Origin of the sequence: Pseudomonas sp. GR 6-02 (assembly GCF_001655615.1) — a bacterium.
Classification (GTDB): Bacteria; Pseudomonadota; Gammaproteobacteria; order Pseudomonadales; family Pseudomonadaceae; genus Aquipseudomonas.
Genome location: NZ_CP011567.1, coordinates 4,469,945 through 4,482,325 on the forward strand (window position 1 = coordinate 4,469,945; position 12,381 = coordinate 4,482,325).

Here is a 12,381-nt window from a genome sequence, read left to right on the forward strand (position 1 = left end):
CTCGCCACAAAAGCTCCCCGGAGTTGATTATTTCTATAAAACAAGGAACACCGCTGTCATGACCGACGCCACGCACACGCAGCTTCGTCCCCTGACCGACACGTCGCCCTCGGCCATCGTCGCCGGGTTCATCGCCATGATGACCGGTTACACCAGTTCGCTGGTGCTGATGTTCCAGGCAGGCCAAGCGGCGGGCCTGAGCAGCGGGCAGATTTCGTCGTGGATCTGGGCGATCTCCATCGGCATGGCGGTGTGCTCGATCGGCCTGTCCTTGCGCTATCGCACCCCGATTACCATTGCCTGGTCGACCCCCGGCGCGGCGTTGCTGATCACCAGCCTGGGCGGTGTCAGCTACGGCGAGGCCATCGGCGCCTACATTACTTGTGCAGTGTTGGTGACCGTGTGCGGCCTGACGGGCAGTTTCGAACGGCTGGTGAAAAAGATTCCGGCCTCGTTGGCGGCAGCGTTGCTGGCGGGGATTCTGTTCAAGATCGGCAGCGAGATTTTCGTCGCCGCCCAGCACCGCACCGCGCTGGTCCTGGGGATGTTCTTCACGTATCTGCTGGTCAAGCGCCTGTCGCCACGCTACGCCGTGCTTGCGGCACTGTTGATCGGCACCGCGCTGGCCGGTTTCATGGGGTTGCTGGATTTCAGTGGCTTTCACCTGGAAGTCGCGACGCCGGTCTGGACCACGCCGCATTTCTCCCTGGCCGCGACCATCAGCATCGGCATCCCGCTGTTTGTGGTGGCAATGACCTCGCAGAACATGCCGGGCATCGCCGTTTTGCGCGCCGACGGCTACAACGTCCCGGCCTCGCCGCTGATCACCACCACTGGGATTGCCTCGCTGCTGTTGGCACCGTTCGGCTCCCACGGCATCAACCTGGCCGCCATCAGCGCAGCGATCTGCACCGGGCCGCACGCCCATGAGGATCGCAACAAGCGCTACACGGCAGCGGTCTGGTGCGGGATTTTCTACGGGATTGCCGGGGTGTTCGGTGCAACTCTGGCGGCGTTGTTTGCCGCATTGCCTAAAGAACTGGTGCTGTCGATTGCCGCGCTGGCGCTGTTCGGCTCAATCATCAACGGTCTGAGCATTGCCATGGCGCAAGTGCAGGAACGGGAAGCGGCGCTGATTACCTTTATGGTGACGGCATCGGGGCTGACACTGTTTTCCATCGGTTCGGCGTTCTGGGGGATTGTCGCGGGGGTGTTGACGCTGGTGATTCTGAATTGGCGCAAGGACTGAAAAAAACGGCGACCCTTGGGTCGCCGTTTTTTTGAACATCAGGCTACCGGATTGATCGGCTTTTCCGGGTACCAGACGTCGATCAGCGGGCTGACTTCAGCGCTGGTCAATTCACTACGGCCCTTGAGCCAGGCTTCAACAGCGGCACGCTGTGCTTCGGTCACCGAGCCACGCTTCTGCAGGCAAACCAGACCGAAGTCATCGCCGCCCACATAACCCAGACCGTTGGCTTCCATGGCTTCTTTCAGGAACGCGTCGAGGAAAGCATCAATGGCTTCATCAGCCAAATCTTCTTTGAAATCCAGGTTCAGTTCGAAACCCAGCTCTTGAAATTCATCGACGCACAGTTTTTTGCGCAGACGCTGGGAACGGTTAGTCGCCATTGGAACAATCCTCATAAGTAATAACGGGCGGCACTTTAGCAGTTTAAGGCGCCGATTACCCGCCTCAGAACGGCGCGACGTCTACCGTCGGTAAAAAAATAGCGGATTAGTCGACCAAGGTGCGGCACAAGCCCTTGCACCTTGGGGCATAATGCCGGCACTTTCATGACCGCTGAGGGAATTTATCACCATGCCCTCGTCTTTTTTCCCCTCGGCTGTAGGGTTTTATTTCAGATGATCAAATCTTTGCGTCCATTGCTGCTGGCCAGCCTTCTTCTGCCCCTGGCCCTCCCCGTTTCCGCCGCACCGATCAACACCGCCCTGTCGCCCAACGTTGAAAAGGCCCTCAAGGCCAGCAAATTGCCGGACAGTGCCTTGTCGCTGGTGATGATCCCGCTTAATGGCCCGGGCACCCCAACCGTTTATAACGCTGACGTTTCGGTCAACCCGGCCTCGACCATGAAACTGGTCACCACCTATGCGGCGCTGGAAATGCTTGGCCCGAACCATCAGTGGAAAACCGAGTTCTACACCGACGGCACCCTCAGCGGTGGCATCCTCAACGGTAACCTCTACCTCAAGGGTGGCGGCGATCCGAAGCTGAACATGGAAAAACTCTGGCTGCTGATGCGCGACTTGCGCGCCAATGGCGTGACCCAGGTCACCGGTGACCTGGTGCTGGACCGCGGCTTCTTCGTGCAGCCGCAACTGCCCGAGTTCAACGACGACGGCAATGACGAGAACAAACCGTTCCTGGTCAAGCCCGACGCACTGCTGGTCAACCTCAAGGCCCTGCGTTTCGTGGCCCGCAACGATTCGGGCAAGGTCCTGGTGTCGGTCGAGCCGCCGATTGCCAGCATCCGCATCGACAATCAGGTCAAGGCGCTCAACTCCAAGCAATGCACCGGGGGCGTGCGCTACAACCCGGTGACCCAGGCTGATGGCAGCGTCACCGTGACCGTCGGCGGCCAGTTGGGCGAAGGTTGCAGCTCCCAGACCTACTTGTCGCTACTCGACCACGCGACCTACACCGCCGGCGCCGTGCGCGCGATCTGGAAGGAACTGGGCGGCAGCATCCAGGGCCAGGATCGTCTGGCACCGACGCCGAGCAGCGCCAAGGTGCTGGCCCGGGCCTACTCGCCAGACCTGGCGGAAATCATTCGCGACATCAACAAATACAGTAACAACACCATGGCTCAGCAGTTGTTCCTGAGCCTGGGCCAGAAGTTCCGCACCGACGCCGACAGTGATGACGCCAAAGCGGCCCAGCGCGTGGTGCGTCAGTGGCTGGCGCAGAAAGGCATCACCGCACCGCACCTGGTGATGGAGAACGGCTCCGGCCTGTCCCGCGCCGAACGGGTAAGCGCGCGTGAAATGGCCGCGATGCTGCAAGCCGCCTGGCGCAGCCCGTACGCCGCCGAGTTCATCAGCTCGATGCCGATTGCCGGCACCGACGGCACCATGCGCAAACGCCTGAAGCGCACGGCCATGACCGGTGAAGCCCACGTCAAGACTGGCACCCTGAACACCGTGCGTGCCATCTCCGGCTTCAGCCGCGATGTCAATGGCAATACCTGGGCGGTGGTGGCGATCCTTAACGACAAGGCTCCGTTTGGCGCGTCTTCGGTGCTGGATCAGGTGCTGCTGGACCTGTATCGCCAGCCGAAACTGCCGACCACGGCATCGGTGTTGTAACCGGATCCATAGAACACCTCAGATCCAATGTCGGAGATTCTATGTTGCAGGGCAACCCTGCAACATAGAATCTCCAACAGGGTCTGTATGCAGACCTAGCTCATCTGCCCTTCAACCCGATCCCTTCCCGCCTGCTTCGCCGCGTAAACCCCCGAATCCGCCCGCAACAGCAACGCATCCGCGCCTTCCCCGGCCCGCCAGCTGGCAATCCCGAAACTCGCGGTAACGATCCCCACCTCGTCGATCGGCGAACTGCGCAACCCTTGCCACAGTTCCAAGGCCAGCACATGAGCCTGCTCGCCGTCGATGTCCGGACAGAGCACCATGAACTCTTCGCCCCCCAGGCGACAGAACACATCGGTGCGCCGCAGGCGACGGCCAATACGCTCACACACCGCCTGCAATACCCGATCGCCCACGGCATGGCCGTGCTGGTCATTGATGCGTTTGAAGTGGTCGATGTCGAGCATGATCACCGACAACTCGCCACCGCCGCGCTCGACCCGGGCCATTTCGGTGGTCAGGCGCTCCTGGAAGTAGCGGCGGTTATAGATCCCGGTCAATGAGTCGGTCACCGACAGTGCGCGCAACTCCTCTTCCACCCGCTTGAGGTCGGAAATGTCCGAAATGTAGCCATGCCACAGCACACCGCCACCGGGCAGTTCCTCCGGCGTTGCTTCGCCGCGGACCCAGCGCAGGCCACGCTCGGGCAATTGCACGCGATACTCTTCGCGCCAGGGGCTGAGGTTGTCCGCCGACACCTGGATCGACGCGCGGACCCGGCGCGAGTCCTGAGGATGAATCCGCGAGAACACCGCTTCGGCATTGCTCAGCAGTACCTCCAATTCGAGTTCGTAGATCTCGCGCATCCCGTCGCTGGCGTAGATAATGCTGAAGCGCCCATCGAACTCCATCTTGAACTGGTAAATCCCGCCGGGCACATGGGCACTGAGCTTCTTCAACAACAGGTCCCGCGCCGCCAGAGCCTCGTGGACACGCTTGCGCTCGGTGACGTCGATACAGATCGCCAGGTGCCCAACCCACAGCCCTTGTTCGTCGAGAACTGGGGTCGCCAGCATGTTCACCGTCAAATGGCTACCGTCGCGGCGCACCAGCGTCCACTCCCGGGCTTCATGACCGCCCTCTTCCCCGCCTTCGACCAACATGGCCTGACAGGTCGGAATCGGCTTGCCATAGCGCGCGCTCAACTCCGCCGACCGCGCCTCGAGCTCCCGGGGCAGGTGCAGGTTTTCCAGGGTCATGTGGCCCACGGCCTGCGCACTGGAGTAACCGAGCATGTGCTCGGCACCGGCATTGAAAGTGCTGACGATCCCCCGCAGGTCGGTGGCGATGATCGCCACCTGAGTCGCAGCATCCAGCACGCCGCGCAATTGGCCATGCGTGCCGCGCAGCTCTTGCTCACGGGCGTGCAGTTCCTCGGTCCGTTGCTCGACCATTTTCAGCGCCCGTTGCCGCTGGCTGACCAACACATAGAGAAACACACTGAGCAACAAGCTGAGTAAACCACCCAGCACCACCTGGCTGGTCACTGAAGAATGGTTGGCTTGCAGGAACGCAGCACTGGGGCGCATATCCACTTGATAATCGTGGTCGGCCAGGCGCAGCAAGCGCGTGGAGGATAAGTCACTGGCCCCCGCCGGGTTGGTCGACTCGTACAGCACTTCGTGTTGGTCATCGGTGGACAAGTCGAGAATGCGCACCGAGAGAGAATCATGATTCTCTTCCGGCAGCCCGTCCGCCAGCAGCTGGCGCATGCTGATCACCGCCATCACATACCCGGCGGGCGTGGTGCCCGGCAGCTGCTGACGGCTGACCGGTGCCACCAGCAACACACCCCGTGAATAGGCAGGCTCAATGCCTACCAGATGCAATGGTTGCGAGACAACCATGCGGCCAGTTCGATCGGCACGCTCCAGGGTCGAACGGCGCAGGGGCTGGGCCAGCAGGTCGTAACCCAGCGGCGTGGGCAGTCGGCTCTGGGTTTGGGTATAGAGCACCGGCACGTACTCGTCCCGTTCCGCGGCCGGTTGCAACTGGCCGTCGGCGGTGAGTTCGCGAAAGGTGAAATTGCTCAAGCCTTCGTCATGCACGAAGCGTTCAAGCAAGGGGCGTTCGGCGCGGGAAACCCGTGGTGCCCAGGAATAGGCTTGAGTGCGCCGCAAAAGAGGTTTGGCGTAACCGTCGAATTCCTCGCGGGACACCGACTCGGAATTGGCGAAGAACCGGCGCAGGCCATCAAGGCGCTGCTCCTGATCTTCGAAACGTTCTACGATACGGCTGTAGCGTTCACTGGCGAGCAGTTGGAAACGTTGCCGCATTTGCTGATGAAACTGATTGAGTGTTGCCCAGGCCAGCAACCCCGTAAGAATCCCGCCGACGAGCAATACCAGCAGCGCGACCAGCCAGGCCGAGACATCTTCGCTGATAAAACCCAGGATCTTGGGGCGCACGGCGTGTAACGACATAAACGCAACTCATAACGCCAGGTGCCGGAAAGCCCATTGGCCATGAGTTGAGTTATAGCTATTAGCCACTAATTTGACCAGCACTGAAAGAACCAAAGAGCCTTTAAAAATCAAGGCTCTGTGGATCCAATCAGGCTTAAGTGTCAGCGAGCAGTGATCTTCCAGGCACGGTGGATCTTGCCATTACGGGCGAAATCCGGATCGATGGTCTGGGCCGTGATTTCCTCAACGGCATAACGCTCGGTGAGGTTTTCCTCGAGCTGGAACTTGCGGAAGTTGTTGGAGAAGTACAACACCCCACCCGGTGCCAGTCGCGCCATGGCCAGGTCGATCAACTGCACCTGGTCACGCTGCACGTCGAAGATCCCTTCCATGCGTTTGGAGTTGGAGAAGGTCGGCGGGTCGATGAAGATCAGGTCGTATTCGTCACGGCAGGCGTCGAGCCAGGCCATCACGTCGCCCTGCTCCAGACGGTTCTTGTCGGAGAAACCGTTCAGCGACAGATTGCGCCGCGCCCAGTCCAGGTAGGTTTTCGACAGATCGACGCTGGTGGTGCTGCGCGCACCGCCCTTGGCCGCATGCACGCTGGCGGTCGCGGTGTAGCAATACAGGTTGAGGAAGCGTTTGCCGGCCGCCTCTTTCTGAATCCGCATGCGCATCGGCCGGTGGTCGAGAAACAACCCGGTGTCGAGGTAGTCGGTGAGGTTCACCAGCAGCTTCACGCCGCCTTCATTGACCTCGTTGAACTTGCCCTGGGCGCTCTGGCGTTCGTACTGCTTGGTGCCGCTCTGACGTTCGCGACGCTTGACCACCACGCGGCTCTTGTCGATGTTCAACGCCTGCGGGATTGCCGCCAGGGCATCGAACATCCGCGCCGAGGCTTTTTCCGGATCGATGGATTTCGGCGCGGCGTATTCCTGAACGTGGACCCAGTCGTGATACAGGTCGATGGCCATGGAATATTCCGGCATGTCGGCATCGTAGACGCGGTAGCAGTCGATGCCTTCACGCTTGACCCACTTGCCCAGCGCCTTGACGTTCTTTTGCAGACGGTTGGCAAACATCTGCCCACCTTCGCTCAAGCGCGGTTGCTCAATCACCGGGGCGGGTGCCGGAGCCGGTTTGATCGGATTGCCGTTCTTGTTGTACTTGCGCTCTTGCGGCTCACTCGGTGCTTCATCGTAGGCCGCCTGTTCACGCTCGGCCTGACGCTGTTCCGGGGTGCGACGCTCGCCGGTGACGAACTGGTCTGGCGTGACCTTGATCAACAGCAATTTGCACGGCAACGCGCCGTTCCAGAACGAATACTGTTTGTGGCTGCGGATGCCCATGCGCTTGCCCAGATCCGGAGCGCCGGTGAACACCGCCGCCTCCCAGTTCAAGCACGCTTGACGCAGACGCTCGCCGAGGTTCTGGTAGAGGTAGAGCAGGCTCGCCTCATCGCCCAGACGCTCGCCGTACGGAGGGTTGCAGATCACCAGGCCTTTCTGGTTCTGGTCCGGACGCGGCTCGAACGTTGCCACTTCGCCCTGGTAAATCTTGATCCACTCGCTCAGGCCGGCACGTTCGACGTTGTTGCGGCCCGGTTGAATCAGGCGTGGGTCGGCTTCGTAACCGCGAATCCACAGCGGTGGCTTGGCCAGGCCAGCCGCAGCGCGTTCAGTGGCTTCTTCGTGGAGTTTTTTCCACAGCGCCGGCACGTGACCGAGCCAGGCGGTGAAGCCCCACTGCTCGCGGCGCAGGTTCGGCGCCATATCGGCGGCGATCATGGCGGCTTCCACCAGGAACGTGCCGACACCGCACATCGGGTCAGCCAGCGCGCCACCATCGGCGGCAATGCGCGGCCAGCCGGAACGGATCAGAATCGCTGCCGCGAGGTTTTCCTTCAGCGGCGCCGCGCCTTGCTGCAAGCGATAACCGCGCTGGTGCAGGCTGTGCCCGGACAGGTCGAGGGACAGGATGGCTTCGCCACGGTCCAGACGCAGGTGAACGCGCAGGTCGGGGTTGAGCTTGTCGATGGACGGGCGATCGCCTTGCGGGGTGCGCAGTTTGTCGACGATGGCATCCTTGACCTTCAAGGCGCCAAAGTGCGTGTTGTCGATGCCAGAGCCGTGACCGCTGAATTCGACGGCCAGGGTGCCGTCGTTGAGCATGTGGTCTTGCCAATCGATATCCAGCACACCGTGATAGAGATCTTCGGCGTCCTTCATCGGGAAGCGCTTGAGCACCAACAGCACCCGGTTCGCCAGACGCGACCACAGGCACAGGCGATAAGCGGTTTCCATGGTGGCCATGCCGCGCACAGCCGAGGTGTGCTCGCGTGCTTCCTCAAGGCCAAGCCCGACGGCTTCCTCGATGAGCAGACCTTCAAGGCCTTTGGGGCAAGTGAGGAAGAGTTCGAAACGATCGGACATGGTAATTCCAGAGCCTTTAGCTAAGTGAACCGGCAACGCGTTGCCGATCCGGTTTTCAATCAGGCGTTTTTCTAACAGAACGCCCGCGTGGCACGAAGGTGTGCCGTCCCACCCTGACTGCTCGGGTTAAAAGAGCTTAGATGCCAGGGCAGATAAAAAAGTTGATGAAACAAAATGTCATAAGTCGACCCTTCGTCGAATAATACCCAAGAGCAACGGGTGTCATTCTCGTTAAGGCGGAACCCCCAGCATCCCAGCGAAGGGCCGATCATACCGGGCTTTGGCCAATCAACACGGCACAAATATCGTGTTACTTATGGCCATACCATCTTTATGGTTACGTTCTTATGACAAAACGGTCATTCCCTCGATGTGACGCATTGGTTAGAACTCCACTCAGGTTGACGTCGCAACGGCGTCAACACCTTGGCTCGCGACGCCGGCAGCGAGCCACCAACGGCAGAATTTTTCTGCCTGACCTCGATTGAGGTCGACGCGATACATACAGTCAACAAGTGAGGGAAACACCCTATGAGAAGACTTAAGCGTGATCCGTTGGAAAGAGCATTTTTGCGCGGATATCAATATGGCGTTGGTGGTAAATCCCGTGAGCTTTGCCCTTTTACTCTACCGTCGGTACGCCAAGCCTGGATCAATGGCTGGCGAGAAGGACGCGGCGACAATTGGGACGGTATGACCGGCACTGCGGGAATCCACAGACTCAACGAACTTCACGCCGTCGGCTAATACAGGGCACACACTCCGACACGACAATCTGATTACGCTACGACTTAACCACGCACGTCCTATCCGGACGGCGGGCTTCGGCCCAGGGGCTCCTTCGGGGAGCCCTTTTTTATGCCTGCAAAGAAACTACGGTGGTGAGGTCGTTTCTGTGGCGAGGGAGCTTGCTCCCGCTGGGCTGCGATGCGGCCCCAAAACCAATCAACCCGGAGTGTCAGGTAAAACGCGGTTGCAGGATTTACGACTGCTTCGCAGCCGAGCGGGAGCAAGCTCCCTCGCCACAAAAGCCCCCACCATCAGGGCAAATCAGGCTTCAGCGCAACGCGGCGATGGCATCTACCGATTCACGAATCAGTGCCGGGCCTTTATAGATAAAGCCCGAATAGATCTGCACCAGGCTCGCACCCGCGGCGATTTTCTCAGCCGCGTGCTTGCCTTCGGTGATACCGCCCACGGCGATGATCGGCAAGCGACCGGCCAGTTCCGCCGCCAGCACCTTCACGGTGTGGGTGCTCTTGTCGCGAACCGGTGCGCCGGACAACCCGCCCGCCTCGTCACCGTGCTCCAGGCCTTCGACGCCGACGCGGCTCAGGGTGGTGTTGGTGGCGATCACCGCATCCATCCCGGTTTCGATCAACGCCTGGGCGACTTGAGCGGTTTCTTCATCGCTCATGTCCGGTGCGATCTTGATCGCCAAAGGCACATGTTTGCCGTGGCGCAGGGCCAATTCCGCCCGGCGCGTGGCCAGGTCGGCAAGCAATTGCTTGAGCGAATCGCCGAATTGCAGGCTGCGCAGGCCCGGTGTGTTCGGCGAGCTGACATTGACCGTCACGTAGCTGGCGTGTGCATAGACCTTGTCCAGGCAGATCAGGTAGTCGTCAACCGCACGTTCAACCGGCGTATCAAAGTTCTTGCCGATATTGATACCCAGCACGCCCTTGTACTTGGCCGCCGCCACGCGAGCGAGCAAGTGATCGACGCCGAGGTTGTTGAAACCCATGCGGTTGATGATCGCCTCGGCTTGCGGCAAGCGGAAAATCCGTGGTTTCGGATTACCCGGTTGCGGACGCGGGGTAATGGTACCGATTTCGACGAAACCGAAACCCAGTTGGGCAAACCCGTCGATCGCCGCGCCGTTCTTGTCCAGACCGGCCGCCAGCCCCACCGGGTTCGGGAATTCCAGGCCCATGACCGTCACCGGCATTTTCGCCGGCGCCTTGCACAGTAAGCCGTTGAGGCCCAAACGCCCGCCCGCGCCGATCAGGTCCAGGGACAGATCGTGGGAGGTTTCCGGGGAAAGTTTGAACAGCAGCTGACGGGCCAGGGTGTACATGGGCAGGCTTGACTCGGGTGGCGATGAGAGGCGGCGATTATAGCCGCGCATCGAGTCCACAGGCGAGGCGCACGACAAAATCAGCCAGCGATGGCATATGCCTTGCACCAACATGATCATCAGCACTCATGCCAACGACGGAATGAGTGGAAGGACAATGGCGTCGTCACCGGCTCTGCTCGCGCAGAGGCCATGGGACGACGTTTTTTTTGGAAGGTGCAAATCGATGAACGAACCATCAGCCGGCCCACTGGCCTGGGTCAACGGCAGCGATGCCCCGGAAAAAACCGAAATAAACCTTGGCTTCATGGCTCTGAGCGACTGCGCCTCAGTGGTGGTCGCCGCCACCCAGGGCTTCGCCCAGCCTTACGGTCTGACCCTGAACCTCAAGCGCCAGTCGTCCTGGGCCAACCTGCGGGACAAACTGGTCAGCGGCGAACTCGACGCCGCCCACAGCCTGTACGGCCTGATTTACGCCGTGCACCTGGGCATCGGCGGCGTAGCCTCCACCGACATGGCCGTGCTCATGGGCCTGAACCAGAACGGCCAGAGCATCAACCTCTCCCACGGCTTGCAGGCCTTGGGCGTGACCAGTCCTGAAGCACTGGACCATCACGTGCACCAAAGTCGCCCAAAACTGACCTTCGCCCAGACATTTCCCACAGGCACCCACGCCATGTGGCTGTATTACTGGCTGGCGAGCCAGGGCATTCATCCGTTGCAGGATGTCGACAGCGTGGTGGTGCCGCCGCCACAAATGGTCGCGCACCTGCAAGCCGGGCGCATCGACGGGTTCTGCGTCGGCGAACCGTGGGCTGCCAGTGCGGTGCGACAGAATCTCGGTTTCACCATGGCCACCACTCAGACCATCTGGCCCGACCACCCGGAAAAAGTCCTCGGCTGCACCCGCGCCTTCGTCGAGCAATACCCCAATACCGCCCGGGCCCTGGTGATGGCGATCCTCGAGGCCAGCCGCTTCATTGAAGCCAGCCGCGAAAATCGCCGCAGCACCGCGCAACTGTTGAGCGCACCCGAATACCTGGATGCCCCGCTCGATTGCATCGAACCGCGCTTGCTCGGTGACTATACCGACGGCCTGGGCAATCACTGGCAAGACCCGCACGCGATGCGTTTCCACAGTGGCGGCGAGGTCAATCTGCCGTATCTGTCCGACGGCATGTGGTTCATGACCCAGTTCCGTCGCTGGGGCTTATTGCGTGACGACCCGGATTACCTCGGCGTGGCCCGCCAAGTCCAGCAACTAGACTTATACAGTGAGGCCGCCGCCGCTGTCGGCGTGCCCGCCCGTGGTCAGGAAATGCGCAGCAGTCAACTGATCGACGGCAAGATCTGGGACGGTTCGGACCCGGTCGGCTATGCCCGCAGTTTTACGCTGCACGCCATGAGCGACAGCGCTCCCCTTCTCGCCAGCCGCTGACAGGAGCCTGCGAATATGTTGCGTATCCTGCTGATCAATGACACCGCGAAAAAAGTCGGGCGTCTGAAAGCGGCCCTGACCGAAGCCGGGTTCGAAGTCATCGACGAGTCCGGCCTGACCATTGACCTGCCCGCGCGCGTCGAAACGGTGCGTCCGGACGTGATTCTGATCGATACCGAGTCACCGAGCCGCGATGTGATGGAACAAGTGGTGCTGGTTACTCGCGACCAACCACGGCCAATCGTGATGTTCACCGACGAGCACGATCCCGGCGTGATGCGCCAGGCGATCAAGTCCGGCGTCAGTGCCTACATCGTCGAAGGCATTCACGCACAACGCTTGCAGCCGATTCTCGACGTGGCCATGGCTCGCTTTGAAAGCGATCAGGCCCTGCGCGCGCAACTGCACGCCCGCGACCAGCAACTGGCCGAGCGCAAGCGCATCGAGCTGGCCAAGGGGCTGCTGATGAAGATGAAGGACTGCAATGAAGAAGAGGCCTACACCCTGATGCGCCGCCAGGCCATGAGCCGCCAGCAGAAGCTGATACAGGTGGCGGAGCAAATCATTGCCATGAGTGAGTTGCTTGGCTGAAGGACGCTATCGCGGGCAAGCCTCGATCTCACGTGTTGGCACAGATCT

General features: G+C 60.7%; 9 protein-coding genes. 5 read left to right on the forward strand and 4 right to left on the reverse strand.

Translation table 11 applies throughout. The features are described from left to right. Nucleotides 1-58 precede the first annotated feature (58 nt). Entirely contained in the window at nucleotides 59-1,249 is a 1,191-nt protein-coding gene (locus tag PGR6_RS19535) for a benzoate/H(+) symporter BenE family transporter (protein WP_064619165.1), read from the forward strand. Nucleotides 1,250-1,287: 38 nt separating this feature from the next. On the opposite strand, the gene PGR6_RS19540 is transcribed toward PGR6_RS19535, so the two are convergent. After that, on the reverse strand, nucleotides 1,288-1,632 hold the full coding sequence (locus tag PGR6_RS19540) for a YggL family protein (protein WP_018925275.1): 345 nt from the start codon (nucleotides 1,630-1,632) through the stop codon (nucleotides 1,288-1,290). Between the two features lie 234 nt (nucleotides 1,633-1,866). Here PGR6_RS19540 and dacB point away from each other — a divergent pair, with 234 nt between their 5' ends. Continuing rightward, nucleotides 1,867-3,327, forward strand: coding sequence for a D-alanyl-D-alanine carboxypeptidase/D-alanyl-D-alanine endopeptidase (gene dacB, locus PGR6_RS19545; RefSeq protein WP_018925274.1), 1,461 nt, complete (start codon nucleotides 1,867-1,869; stop codon nucleotides 3,325-3,327). 95 nt (nucleotides 3,328-3,422) lie between these two features. Here the strand turns inward: dacB and PGR6_RS19550 are convergent, their stop codons facing one another. Next, nucleotides 3,423-5,813 (reverse strand): sensor domain-containing diguanylate cyclase, encoded by a 2,391-nt coding sequence (locus PGR6_RS19550; protein ID WP_064619168.1) that lies wholly within the window; start codon nucleotides 5,811-5,813, stop codon nucleotides 3,423-3,425. 143 nt (nucleotides 5,814-5,956) lie between these two features. Next, on the reverse strand, nucleotides 5,957-8,227 hold the full coding sequence (gene rlmKL, locus PGR6_RS19555) for a bifunctional 23S rRNA (guanine(2069)-N(7))-methyltransferase RlmK/23S rRNA (guanine(2445)-N(2))-methyltransferase RlmL (RefSeq protein ID WP_018925272.1): 2,271 nt from the start codon (nucleotides 8,225-8,227) through the stop codon (nucleotides 5,957-5,959). Between the two features lie 531 nt (nucleotides 8,228-8,758). Here rlmKL and rmf point away from each other — a divergent pair. Further along, nucleotides 8,759-8,974, forward strand: coding sequence for a ribosome modulation factor (rmf, locus tag PGR6_RS29605; protein WP_003223300.1), 216 nt, complete (start codon nucleotides 8,759-8,761; stop codon nucleotides 8,972-8,974). 310 nt (nucleotides 8,975-9,284) lie between these two features. Here the strand turns inward: rmf and PGR6_RS19560 are convergent, their stop codons facing one another. Continuing rightward, nucleotides 9,285-10,304, reverse strand: coding sequence for a quinone-dependent dihydroorotate dehydrogenase (locus PGR6_RS19560; protein WP_026286344.1), 1,020 nt, complete (start codon nucleotides 10,302-10,304; stop codon nucleotides 9,285-9,287). Between the two features lie 226 nt (nucleotides 10,305-10,530). Here PGR6_RS19560 and PGR6_RS19565 point away from each other — a divergent pair, with 226 nt between their 5' ends. Beyond that, complete coding sequence (locus tag PGR6_RS19565) at nucleotides 10,531-11,742, forward strand: CmpA/NrtA family ABC transporter substrate-binding protein (protein ID WP_064619171.1); 1,212 nt, start codon at nucleotides 10,531-10,533, stop codon at nucleotides 11,740-11,742. Nucleotides 11,743-11,757: 15 nt separating this feature from the next. Continuing rightward, entirely contained in the window at nucleotides 11,758-12,333 is a 576-nt protein-coding gene (locus PGR6_RS19570; RefSeq protein WP_018925269.1) for an ANTAR domain-containing response regulator, read from the forward strand. The last annotated feature ends 48 nt before the right edge of the window (nucleotides 12,334-12,381 follow it).

Coding starts and splice junctions, on each gene's coding strand:
- PGR6_RS19565 (WP_064619171.1), top strand. CDS start 10,531: ATGAACGAACCATCAGCCGGCCCACTGGCCTGGGTCAACGGCAGCGAT.
- PGR6_RS19570 (WP_018925269.1), top strand. CDS start 11,758: ATGTTGCGTATCCTGCTGATCAATGACACCGCGAAAAAAGTCGGGCGT.
- PGR6_RS19535 (WP_064619165.1), top strand. CDS start 59: ATGACCGACGCCACGCACACGCAGCTTCGTCCCCTGACCGACACGTCG.
- rmf (WP_003223300.1), top strand. CDS start 8,759: ATGAGAAGACTTAAGCGTGATCCGTTGGAAAGAGCATTTTTGCGCGGA.
- PGR6_RS19540 (WP_018925275.1), bottom strand. CDS start 1,632: ATGGCGACTAACCGTTCCCAGCGTCTGCGCAAAAAACTGTGCGTCGAT.
- PGR6_RS19560 (WP_026286344.1), bottom strand. CDS start 10,304: ATGTACACCCTGGCCCGTCAGCTGCTGTTCAAACTTTCCCCGGAAACC.
- dacB (WP_018925274.1), top strand. CDS start 1,867: ATGATCAAATCTTTGCGTCCATTGCTGCTGGCCAGCCTTCTTCTGCCC.
- rlmKL (WP_018925272.1), bottom strand. CDS start 8,227: ATGTCCGATCGTTTCGAACTCTTCCTCACTTGCCCCAAAGGCCTTGAA.
- PGR6_RS19550 (WP_064619168.1), bottom strand. CDS start 5,813: ATGTCGTTACACGCCGTGCGCCCCAAGATCCTGGGTTTTATCAGCGAA.